A 13447-nucleotide genomic window follows, 5' to 3' on the forward strand; every position below is an offset into this window, starting at 1 on the left:
ATTAATTGGTTGTAGAATAAAAATCTGGATATTGTTTGGTATCATATTAGAACGATTTGTTGTTGTGTCAATCTTTTTAATTGGTCTGATATCTAATGATATAAACGAATACTTTTTGAAACTAAGGTAAAAACTAAGGTAAAAATTGAAGTGTGGGGCATATAGGAAAGGGAGAGCTAATTATTAGTATTCCCTTTTTTTATAGCCTTTTGTATACACCGTTCTATATCTTTCATATTTTTCGCATCATCCTCGTATCCTAATAAAACTAGCATGTCAATATAAATGGTGTTATCCATCTCGAAATTACCGTTAACTGAGTGATATAAAGAATTAAATTTCCAGTAAATTCGACCTTTCATAAAATCACTATCTTCTGATTCTGTATAAAGTACTTCTAGAAGTTTGGGAATTTTATCGTAAGACATTCTCTCAAAAGAGAGTATAAGTGAATTAACCAAAAATTTAATTAGTACGAGTTTATACTTGTAAGAAGTTTTAAATTTCTCAAATTGAGCTAATACGTCATTTAGGTTGAATAGCAGATAGTTATCTTCGAATAAAGAAAGGCAGTTTGTATACATTGCTAATTCGAAGTATCCCCAATCAGATACTTTTTCTAGATATGTATATAATGTTGTAATTTCTTCACTTGTAACATTTGAGAAGAAGGTACTAGTTTGTGATAACTTCGTCATTACTGATTTTAATTGGATAATTAAGTATAGATAGAAGACATCTCTAGATTCAGAGTATTCATCTTGTAAGTTTTCTAGATATTCTTTTATATCTGATTCATTAGATAAGACATTTTTGAATCTTTTTCTCATTATTCATGGTTTAAAATCCTTTCCTCGGTCCATTTTTGTCCTTTACTTAATTACCAGGGTATCAGCTGCCGTCGGGGTATTGGATCATTTCTGTCAATAATTCAGAGGAACTGCCGGTGGCAAAGGCATGATCGCCAGTATCATCTTAGGGATCATGGTGATGGGTTGCGGCGTACTCTACTACCTGCATCCGAAGACGAGAAGAAAAAGCTCACAAAGTAACTAGTAGAAAGAGACCGCCACGGTCAACTGTCGATGAAGACAGGAGTCGTGGCGGTCTTTTATAGCGTTCAAAAGGAGTTGCTTAGGTCAACTACCCACCCAAAATCTCATACAACACATACAGCTCCCAATCAGAAATCGTGATCCGGTAAAACTGCTCCAGATTATACAAAATCGTTTTGATATTCGCTTCGAAAGGTTTGTCGTTGAGCTTAAGGCTGCTGAGTTCTTCCGGTAGCGGGTAATCGGCACCGCCGAGAATAGTACGTTCCACCATCAAGGCCAGGTGCATCGTCAAGTTGAATTTCATCTTGGCATTCAGCTGCAGACCGAAGCGGCGTTCACACTTGTCGGTGGTGTCTTCCACCTGACGAATGATCACGTCAGGGTTGAGAAATTCCAGTTTCTCCGAAAGGCCTTCTTTGGAGAAGAAGTGGATGAATTCATTCAGCATCGGTTTGACGTTGTTGGGATGGATCAAGTGATGGAAGGACTGCTCCAATTGTTGTTCAGCATTGTCATCCAGCACGTCCAACAGATTCAATGTTGGTACAGCGACGTCGGTATCCAAGTAGGAAGTGGTCAGGATCAAGGAAGTCTCCTTCAAGTATTCCGTTTCGTCGGCGGCGCGGTCGATGGCGGCGCTGAGTTCGTTGTAATTCAGAATGATCAGCTTGATATCCGGCTTCACGTATTGTTGGCAGATGCCCCGCAGTTTCTTGGAAACGTCCCGGCCGGAAATGCTGGAGATGATGATGTTTTTCTCCACGGAGAAGCCTTCAAAATATTGGACGTTGGTGACGAAGTTTTCTTCCGCTGCCTTGGCGATGGTGTGGAAACGGCTGCCGTTCAACAGCTGTTGGCCGATCTCCAAAGCGAAGGAGGTGGTGAGGTTGTTGATTACCAAAAGTTCTCCCAGAATCTGGGGCTTCAAGCTCTTGTAAAGCTGGGTCAGAGAGCCCATATCCACCAGCATGATCACGCCGTCACCGGTCTCCCGTTCCGAGAGCCAGTTCTTCACCTGAGCCACGATATCATGGACCGAGGAGGTGAGGGGCATATTGATGGCGTCGAAAAGGTACTCGCCGCACATTTTGTTGGCGACCCCTTGGATACTGGAGGCGGTGCGCTCCCCGTGAGCCACCAAGAGGGCGTGATAGCGGATCTCTTCATTGACAGAACCTATGAGTAGGATCGCCAACAAGCATTTGGCTGCCGGAATCAGCTCCAAAGGCAGTTCTTTGGTCAATAATTGAGCCAAGTGATAGGTTCGGGGCTGTTCCTTCAATAAGCGATACTGAAGGTTTTCCCAGAGGGTCATCGGCAGTTGATTCTTGGTAAAGTCCAAGAAACAGCTGACGGTGGCGGTGGCTTCCTCCGTCAAGGGCAGATCCCCTAGTACGCGTCGATTTTGCTCTTGGATGCTAGCGGTCACTCGTTCCCCCAAGGCCGTGGTGCAGACACTGCCTGCTTCATGGCGTAAGTGATGATGAAGGCTCGCCAGCTCCTCTTGAATCTGGAGCAGCGTTTGGTCGCTAGCTAACAGTTGTTGAAGCTGGACTTGTTGGGTTTGCAGGTCATCAGGAGCAAAGGCCTCGTTGATCTGGTCGAAATGCAGCTCCAAGGAGGGGCGTTCGTTGCCTAAAATGAGCTCAATGGTCTCCGCTGTCGGATTCTTTTGTAAAGCGCCGGCACAATACATGCGGATCTCGTTAGCCAGACTGCCGACATTGCCGGGATAGGCCCGCTCGCTAAGGTAGTCCAATAATTCCTGACTGATGGCCAAGTCCCGCTTGATCCGTTTGGCTTCTTGCAGGAAAAGATACTTGATCAGCTCAAAGCGCTCATAGATCGGTCGTTCATGGAAAGAAGGCAGATCTATGATCACAGAGATTCGGCGATAAAAGGTGGGCAGCAGAACTTCCTCCGGTGTTTCGGTGGTGGCGAATAAAAGGCGGACTTGGGAATGTTGGAGTTTCTCGTCTTCACCGATAGGACGGAAATTGCCGCTATCCATAAATTGGAAAAGTTTTTCTTGGTTTTCCTTTGATAGGCGGTGGACTTCATCTAAGAAGAGGACGCCTTGATCCGCTTGCGCCAGCAGACCTTTCCGCTCGCCTTCAGCGCCGGTAAAGGCCCCTTTGGTGTGACCAAAAAGAATCGACGACAGCAGCTCCGGGTTGTTGGCATAATCGGCACAGTTGAAGACGAAAAATTTCTCTGCTCCTTTGGCGTTGTTTTGTTTCAAGTAGTCATAGATCAGCTTGGCTAAGAAGCTCTTGCCCACGCCGCTGGGGCCATGGATCAGTAAAGGCAGACCTAACGGCGGATACATCACAGCGGCGATACATTTTTTGATGGCTTCCCGGGCGCTGCCTTGACTGCCGATAAAGGCTTTGAAGACGTCATCAGTAGTCTCGGAGGCAGCGCTGGCGGGCAACCAATAGACGGGCTTCGTGCCGGTCTGTTTGACAGTGCCCTCTTGTAAGAGCTCGTTTAAGTAGAGACTGGTGGCGGAGCGGCTTAAGTCGATCTGTTGGGCGACTTCAGCGGTGGTCAGTCCGGTTTCGTTATTGGATAAAACAGCTAATAATTGCTGGCGAGTTTCTATTTTCATATTGCTCACTCCCTTATGGTTTTCTCCCTACTCTAAACATACCGTAAAAGCGGGTATTCGTCATGTTTCAAGGTGATTCCGGTCAATATTGGAAAAAATGAAAGAAATGACGAAGTATCCCTGCCACCTTTGAGCGACAGGGATACTTCTTTTTCTATTCCCATTCTTACAAACCTTTAGCAGATCCCTAGTAAACCTAAGATGATCCCTAGGAACATGATAGCGAACATCACGATGTTGACGTTGACTTTCTTACGTAGCAGGTAGAAGGCCAGCAAAGTCACACACAGTGGCACGATACCGATGAAAAGTTGGTCCAAATAGTCTTGGATCTTCATCGCTTCTTCGGCACCTTTAGCAGAAACTTCCAGGATCGTTTTGAATTTCACGTTGGAAGCCGTCATGGAGCCCATCATCATCAAACCTAACATACTGGAAGCTTTGGTGAGGATCTTCATTCCGCCAGATTCGTACATTTTTTTGATGAAGCTGGCACCAACGGAGTAGCCGCTGTACAAAGCATAGTAATGGATCAAGAAGGCTGGGATGTTATACAAAGCTAAGAACACGATGGCTCCTAAGGGAGAACCAGTGGAAGCGATGGAGATCCCGATCCCAGCTGCGATGACCCGCAGGATCCCCCAGAAGAAGGAATCACCGATCCCAGAGATAGGGCCCATCAAGGAAGCCTTAACGGCGGTGATGGAGCTGTCATCGAAGGTTGGGTCTTCACTGTTTTGTTTTTCCATGGGGGCTACCAGCCCCATGATGAAGTTGTTGATATGCATGGTGGCATTGAACCAAGTGGTATGGCGGACCAAGGCATCGGCCCGTTCTTCTTTGGTTTTGTAGAAACGATTGATCACTGGTAACAAGGTGTACATGACACCGACTGCGTGGTATTGAGTGGCCCCAGTCCGGCTGGCATTCATGGTCCAAGACCGCCAGAAGACGGACCGCATCATTTTTTTATCTTCAGGGCTCATATCTTTAGTCATCTTACTCATGCGAAGAAATCCTCCTCTTCATCTTCTTTCGTCATAGGGGCACCATTATTGCCGGAATGAGCAACTGCACCGCTTTCGATATCCCGGATCTGCAAGTCCCGTTGGGCACTTACGACACAGATCACGACACCTAAGACAGCGACAGCCACAGCTGGCAAGCCTAGGTAAGCTGTCAAAACAAAACCTAAGATATAGAAGACAGCTAGTTTGTTATCCCAAAGTAACTTCATCAACATTGCGAACCCGACAGCAGGTAGTAAGCCCCCAGCAGCACTTAATCCGTTCATCAGATTTTGGGGAATATTCTCAACGAAGGTGTTGACTGGGCCACTACCGGCCAGGATGCCGATGAAGGAGATGGAAGCGATGATCACGTAATAGATCACCCAAGTCCCATAATGGAGGGCAACCACCATTTTTTCATTGCCTTCACGGGCAGCTTTATCCAAAGAAGGTGCGAAGATATTCATAAAGACGTTTTTCAAGAACATAACAACAACGGCAGCTAACATACCGATCGGCACGGCCAAGGTCATGGCAGCTTTGGTTTCAACATTGGAAATAATTGCAAAGGTCGTTGCCATCGTCGTAGCAGTTACTGGTTCGGCAGCGATAACACCGCCGATATTGACGTTTCCTAAGAAGATCGCTTCTAGGGAGGCCCCCATCAGGATCCCGGTTTTCATATCGCCCATCAAGATCCCGGTCACTAGACCGACGACTAGCGGGCGTTCCATCATACTTTGGCCTGTTAGGTAATTACCTGCGAAACAGATAAAGACGGCTAACGCGGCCATGGTTGCGTGCATCAACATAATTTTTTCCCTCCCTTATCCTAGACTTTCGCTACTGCGTCTTTGAGACTCAGCTGCGGATTTGATGGCAATACTTGGTTGTAGCTGTTGACCCGAGTCAGTTGGGCTAATTCTTTCGCCGCCGCTAATTCCTCAGGGTTTAATTGCACACTTGGAAAGATCATCGTTTTTGATTTCGGATCGGATTTGTCGAAGCGGCCAGCGTTGGCAACATTGACGGTTTCTAGGTCTTCCACGTTTTGGGCGATCTTATTGGCATCGCTGACGGAGTTCACGATCACGAACATCCGTTTATCTTTGCCCCGAGGATCGTTGAAGACGTTGATGGCGTCATCGACTTTTCGGATCAATAATTTCATGCCGTTGGGCACGGCCATCTTCAAGGTCATTTGCATGACTTCGTTGTTGGCTGCTTCGTCATTAGCAACTACTAACAGGGGTGCGTTCAATTCTTTGGTCCATACTACGGCTACTTGTCCGTGGATCAAGCGGTCGTCTACACGAATTTGGGTGATCATTTTTCATTCCTCCAGTTTTGGGTGTGGGTTGGTTTAATCGAAGATCGAATCATCGTCTTCGTCGGCGATCTGAGTCGGTACCACTTGTACCTGACTTTCACTGACGGCTTGTTGGATCTGTTCCAGGCTGAGGGCTTCGTCACCGCCTAAGAATAGGACGGATAAGATTACTGCCAGGTTGGCATTGGTGATGATGACGATGTTGTCTTTTTTGGCATTCATTAGTTCAGTGAAGGCCTTTTGGTTGACGCTGCCGCCGAAGAGATCGGTGAAGATAAAGCCTTGTTCCTCCGGTTGGACGGAAGCGATGAATTCATCGATGGCGGGGGTGTAATCTTCGTCGATGATGTAGGCGTTGATGACTTGGAAGTCATTGCCTTTGTCCGCCAGAATGTTCAAGGAGCTTTGGAAGCCTTTGGCTAATTCGCCGTGAGTGGCGATCAAATATTTCCGCATGGGTTTCACCTCGCTTTTGTCTGTGGTTTCGATTTGTTTTTACACTTTACTATACGCAAGAGGTGTGCCAAGTTTTTCGTTATGGGAGAATGTTGATGTGGCGGTGTTTATGCTGGATGTTGATGTGTTTAAACAGATGGTGGGAGTGAGCAAAAAAGGTGGGAATAAGAGTGGTTTTCCGGTACTGAGGGGGAATTTTCCTGTTTTGAATAATGAGGGGTGCTAGAATTAAAGTAAAGGGTTCTGTTGCAAAGTTTTAAATCTACTATCAAATAAGGTAGAATAATAGAAAAAGATAGCAGGAGGAATGACGATGAATCATTTTAAAGGAAAGCAATTTCAGCAGGATGTGATTATTGTAGCCGTGGGCTACTATCTTCGTTATAACCTTAGCTATCGTGAAGTTCAAGAAATCTTATATGATCGTGGCATTAACGTTTCTCATACGACGATTTATCGTTGGGTGCAAGAATATGGCAAACTACTCTATCAAATTTGGAAAAAGAAAAATAAAAAATCCTTTTATTCATGGAAAATGGATGAAACGTACATCAAAATTAAAGGAAAATGGCATTATTTGTATCGAGCCATCGATGCAGATAGTTTAACCTTGGATATTTGGTTACGTAAAAAACGGGACACACAAGCAGCCTATGCTTTTCTTAAGCGGTTAGTGAAGCAGTTTGATGAACCGAAGGTTGTAGTCACAGATAAAGCCCCCTCTATTACAAGTGCCTTTAAGAAACTAAAATAATACGGCTTTTATCAAGGGACAGAACATCGTACCATTAAATACCTGAATAATTTGATTGAACAAGACCATCGTCCAGTAAAGAGACGCAATAAATTCTATCGAAGTTTACGCACTGCCTCTACCACGATTAAAGGCATGGAAGCCATCCGAGGATTATATAAGAAAACCCGAAAAGAAGGCACTCTCTTCGGGTTTTCGGTCTGTACTGAAATCAAGGTATTATTGGGAATCCCAGCTTAAATCATAGATACCGTAAGGGATTTTATTCTTTATTTAAAACTTTGCAACAGAACCTTTTAAGGTTTAAAGTCCTGGAAGCTTAGGTATTTTTGGTATTGGTGGTGTAGGTGGCTGCAAGCTTTCCAATTTTTGTTGAATTGCTTTAAATTCAGGGGTTTCTTGGTGTTGATTTTGAACCATTTTTTGCTCTATTCTCTCCAAAGTCGGTTGAATTTCTTTCCCTGATACTTTACGATTTAATTCTCTTTCTAAGGTCTCTTTCGGACTAATGGAAGGCGTTTCTAAGCTTGAATAGAGTTTCACTCCTTCTCTATTGTAAAGCCTTATATCGCTAAATAGGCCCGTTTTATGAAGGGTTTCTAAATTGGTCGGTAAGTTTTTGACAACAATATCATGCGCTTGTTTTGGTGTTGCCCTGGCTGTCATTGGATCATCTGCATACATGGTTTCATATCGTTCAATTGTTCCTAAATATGAGTTGATTTTAGGTACTGCCATGACATACATTTTTGTTTCATAACCTTTGGCTTGAAGCATTGTTGCGGTTTGAATAGGAACGTCTGTTGTTCGTCCTGTACCTTCGATCACCAAATTATACCCTTGATCGCTCAAACGGCTTATGATCGCTTCTGTCATGCGATTAGAATAAGGGGTAACGTGTTTTACTACGTCTTTTTCATAAAGTTTCACTAGTTCATCAAAATTAGGGTGCTGTTGTTTAAAGGTATCATTATCAATGACAATAACATTCCCTTGTGTTTCTTCAAAAATTGCTGATCGCAAACTGGTTTTCCCTGACCCTGGTTGCCCACCAAGTAAAAAAGCGGTTGGCGATTCAACCGCTTTTTTTCCTTGAATCAATTCTTCTAAATTATCATTTAAGCGATTCTCAAATTGTTTGTCAGTAAAATTGACTATATTTGCCATATTAAGCTACTTTCTCTTTATTCAAAACTCGTTTTGAGTAACGATTCATTGACCGCCAATACTCATGAACGGCTTGTAATTCTTCTAAAGAATAATCAAAAAGATTTACACGTTTTGCAAGCTTTAATTGGTTTAATAAATTGACTTCCAATAATTGAGAGTCATTTTTATTTAATTCATGGTTCAAAACATAGTTTAATACTCGATTATAAACGCTTGCCGATAATTCGTTAATGATCTCTATTTCAAATGTTTTTTCATACGTAACTGCCATTTCATTTTCACTCCTTTTAAAGTTTGTCAGGTAAATATTTCCGTATATATTCTTCTAAGGCTTGATCCATAACTTCTTTTACGTTTCCGCCATTCTTTGCTGTTTCGATTTTTATGATATGGTGCAAGTCAGCACGAACACGAACCGTCTTATCTCCCATTATATCTTTTTTTGCACTGATTGGTGTATCATTTCGTTTTGCTTTTTGTGCGCCTAAATTTCCCACAATCACTCACTTCTTTCTATTTCTTCTTATTCTTATTTTATCATCAGCAATCACAAATCACAAGTGATTTGTGATTTGTGATTCTATTCTTTTTCGTTTTCTAATTGAATAATTCGCTCAAGCATTTCAAAAAATACGTTCTCATACATGGATAAAACTTTTTTGTCATAGCCTTTGTGTTCTGTAATTCCGTTTTTAGACCAGGTACTTACTTTATTACTTCGCTTGATAATATTTTGGAAAACCAAGTTATCTTCTTTATGTTGCTTGTACAGTTCTTCCAGGTTTGATTTTATCGTTGCGCTGTCCGTATCAACTAAATAAGGAACAAAACCGATCATATCTAGTCCAGGGTTAAACTGTTCTTGTAAATCAATCAAATAGGAAATATAGTTTTGAATGTTGTTTGTACTTTCTTCTTCTGCTTGTAAAGGGATCATAACGTAATCACTTGCCACGATTGCATTATTTGTATAAACGCTTGGCGTTGGTACAGTATCAATAATAATGAGATCATAGTCACTTTTTAAAGGTGCTAAAAGAGTAGCAAGCAATCTACTTTCATTTTCAAAAGTCTATGAGCGAGTTAATTTTGGCAGTAACATCAAATCAAACGTGCCAGGGATCAAGTCTAAATTATCAGTCAAATGAACAATAGAAGAAGCCAAGTTTCCATTTTTCAGTCCTTCATAAAAATTGACACGTGGCAATTCTATTATGTATCGTTGCATTAGTAGCATTGAGCTTGTCACCACTTAATTTCATTAATCCGAACGAAGTGAATGCTGCCAAAATTAAAACAGAACAATCGGTTCATCAAGAATCCACAGTAGTAGAAATGTTGCAGGGAAATGGTTTTCTAGAAATTGATGAGAGTAACAAAACTGTAAAGATTACTGACGAATACAAGAAAGCAGTTCTAGAAAATATTGAACCTGGATACGAAGCTGTTTTTACTGATAATAGTGTCAGTATTGTACCAAAAATTCAAACTTTCTCAGCTTTTACTGGTGTCGATAAAATTGTCTTTACTTGGAAAGGCTACGATGTATACTTGAGTAATGAGAAAGCAACTAAAACAGCAGCGGGAATTGGTCTTCTTGCAACTGCTAGTACATTGATTCCAGAGCCTACAATCAGTAAGGTGCTTGCAGTGACCTTAGGGTTGGGTAGTGGGTTAATATCCCTTAATAACTCAGAGGGTCGAGAAGTCATTATTGCCTACATTGGTTCAATTTATACAAACTCAATGCCAGATTGGATTACTTCGCAGTAAGAAATGGGGATTTCAAATATGTTTTTTGATAAGTTTCTTAGTATTATCCTCTTTTTAATCAGTCTTATGATTTTGACGTTAAGGAACAAATTCCTTAATGATAATAGAAGCAAAGTTATAGACGCATATCTATTTTTTATGACGATTTATTTTCTATTCAGAATGACAGGTTTTTTCTAAGAAGAATGTTATTGAAAAATAATGAATAGATAATTTAATTGTGAAAAGTCAGGTTGTTTTCAAGATAATTTACTTGAAATACCCAAACTAGTTTTTAAGCCGTATCATGCGAATCTTTTCGTGTTGAATATAGCTTGAAGATACTTTAAATATAGTTTGGGTATTTTTTTGCGCTTGTATTATAACTGCTGTTTGTGAAAGTTTGTAGAAATTGAATTGTGACGAAGACTATTTAATATCTCTTAACAAAACAATCTTATCTGCCTTGTAATACATCGGGTGCCCAGGTCTGCTTGGTTGTAAGTTCTCAAATCGGCATTTGACACTCTCACGCTTCATAATCTCATCATTGTCAATTGGATGGTCTAAGGTGTTGACGGTGACTTGCGTTGCTTTTTTACGGAACTTTCCTTCCAGGATGGTCACTGAGTATTTGTACCCGATAATCTCATCGGTATAGAAGTTTCTTGGTTTGTTTTCACGATCTAGAATGACTTGACCATTTTCATCAGTGCGGGTTTCGGTCGCAAATTTGGGGGTGACCTCATCTAGTTCAAAGGTTGGGCCAATGGCTCCGAAATCAAAATCATTAATACTTAACATTTTTGGCATCGTATATTCTTCCTTTCTTTGCTATACTTGGTTTAGAAAATTTTTTAACAGAGCGTTCGTTCACTTATTGGGAAGTGACGGACGCTTTTTTGGTGCGTTCTTGAATAAGTGGAATCAAATCGGGACGTTGTTGCTCACTGACGTATTGAATCATGCGATCAGAAAGTTCGGGTGTCCATTCATAATTGGGACGAATCTCTAACAAACTTGGGTCAATCCCGACACCCTCATGATGCAAGAAAAAGAGTGCCTGAGTTAATGCCATGGGTCCACCGTATTCATACCAGTTCAAGGAACGGTCAAAGCTACTCACTTGATATTGCCGGGTGATAGTGGGAACTAGACTTGGTTTTAGGTAGTCCTGCCACCAACGACAGACCTGCTTTAAGGAGCCGTCGGTGTAAAAGGTAAGTTCCGTTTGTAGAAATCCTCGAATTAAGTTTGCGATACATTGATCTTGCGGTAAAAAAGCAATGGTTCGAAAGAGACTATCTGCTACGTCATTTCGTGTTTCGACTTCCAACCGAATTTGGGGAGCCCGAGCCAGAATTTCCTCTTGTTTTGCTCCATCAAAATCTTTGGCCATTTCTTTGGCTTTGTCGTAGGCCCGAAACATACAAGCCGATCCTCGAACGCCGATACTAACCGTTTTTGCCCGTTGTTTGGCATCAAACTCGCTGTCATGGAGTTGATAGCTTCGTCCTTTTGAAAGGAATTGCTTCCGTTTCAACTTATTGTGGAGTTGTTCTACCGTGAAGTAGGGCACTTCATTGTAATCATCTAAGGCTAAATCTAGCCGCTTGATTTCAAAGGTGAAGGCGGTTTGACTAGCATACTCGTAAAAACGGGTGGCGAGTTCTTGAAAGACATTCGCCTTGGGGTTATACGAAAGCAAAATCCATTCATAGGTGGTACAGGCTTGCCCGCTTAAGACAAGGGTTCCGCGTTCTTTGGCCTTTTCTGGCTGATGATAGGTATAGTATTTGAGAAAACCACAGGTGTACACAATATCATATTCTTCATGTTTTAAACTACCTGCTTGAATCGAGACGGATTCTAAATTGATTTTTAATAAGTCTTGAAAGACGGTCTGATAACTGACTTGATGCAAGACCGCTTGAAACCAATCTACTTTTCCTAGCACATTCTGGGTACTTTTGGTCATTTGGTCACCTCCTTTAAAATTTGCGATTGTTCGCAAATCTTTTTTGTTGTTCAAAAGCTTGGTAGTATCGGCTTTTTTCGCATTTTTCCGGTAGTTATTAGCCATTATTTTTCTCTTTATAAGGTGCTATTAGAAAGGCACCTTACGCTTAGCCAGTGTCTGGTGTTCGCAAAAGACCTGTGCGTTCCACGCGTCCGTAAGCCTCGCCTGCTGATTAGCTTTCAGCCATCGCAGTCGAGGCAACGGCTGCGGCAACCACCCCAACCCAACACCGGCTCCTTTCCTTGGCCCCACACCTTTGTTTAGTTTTGATAGGTTAATAACCATCTTCTCACCGCCTGAATGCTGTATAAAACCATACCTGAGTCCAATCGAATTTCTGGACAGCCCTGAAGAACCCATTCTTTCAATGTATTAACACTCACATCGAAATGCGCCGCACAATATTTTTGTTTGACGATATCCTGCTGGGTTTGTGTTTCTTCCAAGCGGGTTTCTAACAGGGCAAAGAATTGATTGGTCTGATCTTTTTGCCAATCCAGGAGCGCTTGTTCCAATACCGACATCCTTTCCACCTCCTTATATTTTCTTTTTAAAACTAAAAGAACTATAAATAAATAAAATAGTATCTTTTTGTACACTCTACCGCGATTCGAAATAGATGTCAAGTATATTTTAAAAGTTTATTTGAAATACTATTTAGTTTATTTTTTGCTTGAATTTTTTAAGGAAAGCGCTTATGATAGACCCGAGGTGAGGAAAATGATAGAAAACTTTGGCGGCAATGTCGCACGTTTACGAAAAGAAATGGGACTTTCTCAAACGGAATTGGCCGAAAAGATTGGTGTACAAAAACAAACCATCTCCAATATCGAACGGGGAATCCGTTACCCGACCTTTGAGAGCTTGGAAAAATTTGCGACGGTCTTTCATGCGACACCGATTCAGCTCTTTGGTTCACCAAAAGAGATTGCGGTCTCCGAAACAACGGTTATTCTCGATCGCATCGACGAGTACGATCAAAAAGTCCAAAACTTGTTTACTTTGGCGAAAATTTTGAATAGCCACACAGTGAAAGAAATAGACGAGGTAGCAGAAAAGTTAGCCTTTATCCAACGTTTCTTTACCCCACAAATGCGTTTGGATGAAGACGGAAATCCGATTTTGGATCGTCATGGGAAACCCGAGATGAAACCAGTCTTCTTTGACAACTTACCATTTGAGGAAATTGAGAAAACTGCAAAAGACTTAGCCTTCATTCAAGAAGCGCAACAGAACAAGTAACGAAAGTTCATTCCTTTCCTATGTGCCCCACACAATAGGAGGAA

15 protein-coding genes and 2 pseudogenes are annotated in these 13447 nt (G+C 41.9%); 4 read left to right on the forward strand and 13 right to left on the reverse strand.

The genetic code is table 11. From position 1 onward, the window contains the following. Positions 1–176 precede the first annotated feature (176 nt). From JZO76_RS07470 to JZO76_RS07495, 6 genes are all read right to left on the reverse strand, one after another. On the reverse strand, positions 177–830 hold the full coding sequence (locus JZO76_RS07470) for a hypothetical protein (protein WP_206903495.1): 654 nt from the start codon (positions 828–830) through the stop codon (positions 177–179). Positions 831–1143: 313 nt separating this feature from the next. Beyond that, positions 1144–3669, reverse strand: a complete 2526-nt coding sequence (locus JZO76_RS07475; protein ID WP_161999954.1) for a sigma 54-interacting transcriptional regulator — start codon at positions 3667–3669, stop codon at positions 1144–1146. Between the two features lie 176 nt (positions 3670–3845). Next, on the reverse strand, positions 3846–4667 hold the full coding sequence (locus JZO76_RS07480) for a PTS system mannose/fructose/sorbose family transporter subunit IID (protein ID WP_206903654.1): 822 nt from the start codon (positions 4665–4667) through the stop codon (positions 3846–3848). A gap of 5 nt (positions 4668–4672) precedes the next feature. After that, positions 4673–5491, reverse strand: a complete 819-nt coding sequence (locus tag JZO76_RS07485; protein ID WP_002329955.1) for a PTS mannose/fructose/sorbose/N-acetylgalactosamine transporter subunit IIC — start codon at positions 5489–5491, stop codon at positions 4673–4675. Positions 5492–5511: 20 nt separating this feature from the next. Continuing rightward, on the reverse strand, positions 5512–6009 hold the full coding sequence (locus JZO76_RS07490; RefSeq protein WP_002329956.1) for a PTS system mannose/fructose/N-acetylgalactosamine-transporter subunit IIB: 498 nt from the start codon (positions 6007–6009) through the stop codon (positions 5512–5514). Positions 6010–6042: 33 nt separating this feature from the next. Further along, positions 6043–6465 carry a PTS sugar transporter subunit IIA gene (locus JZO76_RS07495; protein ID WP_002329957.1) on the reverse strand — a complete coding sequence of 141 codons (423 nt, stop codon included), beginning with the start codon at positions 6463–6465 and terminating at the stop codon, positions 6043–6045. Between JZO76_RS07495 and JZO76_RS07500 the strand changes: the two genes are divergently transcribed. Both JZO76_RS07500 and JZO76_RS07505 read left to right on the forward strand, forming a co-directional pair. Continuing rightward, positions 6443–6691, forward strand: a complete 249-nt coding sequence (locus JZO76_RS07500; RefSeq protein WP_206903496.1) for a hypothetical protein — start codon at positions 6443–6445, stop codon at positions 6689–6691. The two genes, JZO76_RS07495 and JZO76_RS07500, sit on opposite strands and share 23 nt — an antisense overlap. Before the next feature lie 87 nt (positions 6692–6778). After that, positions 6779–7459: pseudogene (locus tag JZO76_RS07505) on the forward strand (IS6-like element IS1216 family transposase). A gap of 63 nt (positions 7460–7522) precedes the next feature. Here the strand turns inward: JZO76_RS07505 and JZO76_RS07510 are convergent. From JZO76_RS07510 to JZO76_RS07525, 4 genes and pseudogenes are all read right to left on the reverse strand, one after another. After that, positions 7523–8386: a zeta toxin family protein gene (locus JZO76_RS07510; RefSeq protein ID WP_162000071.1), complete on the reverse strand. Its 864-nt coding sequence runs from the start codon at positions 8384–8386 to the stop codon at positions 7523–7525. Position 8387: 1 nt separating this feature from the next. Further along, a complete protein-coding gene (locus JZO76_RS07515; RefSeq protein ID WP_162000072.1) occupies positions 8388–8660 on the reverse strand; it encodes an antitoxin in 273 nt (90 codons plus the stop codon). 16 nt (positions 8661–8676) lie between these two features. After that, a complete protein-coding gene (locus JZO76_RS07520) occupies positions 8677–8892 on the reverse strand; it encodes a peptide-binding protein (protein ID WP_001835296.1) in 216 nt (71 codons plus the stop codon). A 77-nt stretch (positions 8893–8969) separates the two neighbouring features. Then, positions 8970–9602, reverse strand: a pseudogene (locus JZO76_RS07525) (ParA family protein); the annotation flags it as partial. Here JZO76_RS07525 and JZO76_RS07530 point away from each other — a divergent pair. Then, entirely contained in the window at positions 9590–10162 is a 573-nt protein-coding gene (locus JZO76_RS07530) for an ABC transporter ATP-binding protein (protein ID WP_206903497.1), read from the forward strand. The pseudogene JZO76_RS07525 and the gene JZO76_RS07530 overlap by 13 nt on opposite strands. Before the next feature lie 408 nt (positions 10163–10570). Here JZO76_RS07530 and JZO76_RS07535 read toward each other — a convergent pair whose 3' ends face one another. From JZO76_RS07535 to JZO76_RS07545, 3 genes are all read right to left on the reverse strand, one after another. After that, positions 10571–10954 (reverse strand): hypothetical protein, encoded by a 384-nt coding sequence (locus tag JZO76_RS07535; protein ID WP_162000073.1) that lies wholly within the window; start codon positions 10952–10954, stop codon positions 10571–10573. Positions 10955–11018: 64 nt separating this feature from the next. Then, positions 11019–12119: a replication initiation factor domain-containing protein gene (locus JZO76_RS07540; protein ID WP_071865077.1), complete on the reverse strand. Its 1101-nt coding sequence runs from the start codon at positions 12117–12119 to the stop codon at positions 11019–11021. Between the two features lie 302 nt (positions 12120–12421). Further along, positions 12422–12685, reverse strand: a complete 264-nt coding sequence (locus JZO76_RS07545; RefSeq protein ID WP_010753425.1) for a hypothetical protein — start codon at positions 12683–12685, stop codon at positions 12422–12424. A 196-nt stretch (positions 12686–12881) separates the two neighbouring features. Here JZO76_RS07545 and JZO76_RS07550 point away from each other — a divergent pair, with 196 nt between their 5' ends. Then, complete coding sequence (locus tag JZO76_RS07550) at positions 12882–13403, forward strand: helix-turn-helix domain-containing protein (protein WP_010753426.1); 522 nt, start codon at positions 12882–12884, stop codon at positions 13401–13403. Positions 13404–13447: the final 44 nt, after the last annotated feature.

The sequence above is a fragment of the Candidatus Enterococcus myersii genome (assembly GCF_017316025.1).
Taxonomy (GTDB): domain Bacteria; phylum Bacillota; class Bacilli; order Lactobacillales; family Enterococcaceae; genus Enterococcus_C; species Enterococcus_C montenegrensis.

Coding starts and splice junctions, on each gene's coding strand:
- JZO76_RS07470 (WP_206903495.1), bottom strand. CDS start 830: ATGAGAAAAAGATTCAAAAATGTCTTATCTAATGAATCAGATATAAAA.
- JZO76_RS07475 (WP_161999954.1), bottom strand. CDS start 3,669: ATGAAAATAGAAACTCGCCAGCAATTATTAGCTGTTTTATCCAATAAC.
- JZO76_RS07480 (WP_206903654.1), bottom strand. CDS start 4,667: ATGACTAAAGATATGAGCCCTGAAGATAAAAAAATGATGCGGTCCGTC.
- JZO76_RS07485 (WP_002329955.1), bottom strand. CDS start 5,491: ATGTTGATGCACGCAACCATGGCCGCGTTAGCCGTCTTTATCTGTTTC.
- JZO76_RS07490 (WP_002329956.1), bottom strand. CDS start 6,009: ATGATCACCCAAATTCGTGTAGACGACCGCTTGATCCACGGACAAGTA.
- JZO76_RS07495 (WP_002329957.1), bottom strand. CDS start 6,465: ATGCGGAAATATTTGATCGCCACTCACGGCGAATTAGCCAAAGGCTTC.
- JZO76_RS07510 (WP_162000071.1), bottom strand. CDS start 8,386: ATGGCAAATATAGTCAATTTTACTGACAAACAATTTGAGAATCGCTTA.
- JZO76_RS07515 (WP_162000072.1), bottom strand. CDS start 8,660: ATGGCAGTTACGTATGAAAAAACATTTGAAATAGAGATCATTAACGAA.
- JZO76_RS07535 (WP_162000073.1), bottom strand. CDS start 10,954: ATGCCAAAAATGTTAAGTATTAATGATTTTGATTTCGGAGCCATTGGC.
- JZO76_RS07540 (WP_071865077.1), bottom strand. CDS start 12,119: ATGACCAAAAGTACCCAGAATGTGCTAGGAAAAGTAGATTGGTTTCAA.
- JZO76_RS07545 (WP_010753425.1), bottom strand. CDS start 12,685: ATGTCGGTATTGGAACAAGCGCTCCTGGATTGGCAAAAAGATCAGACC.
- JZO76_RS07550 (WP_010753426.1), top strand. CDS start 12,882: ATGATAGAAAACTTTGGCGGCAATGTCGCACGTTTACGAAAAGAAATG.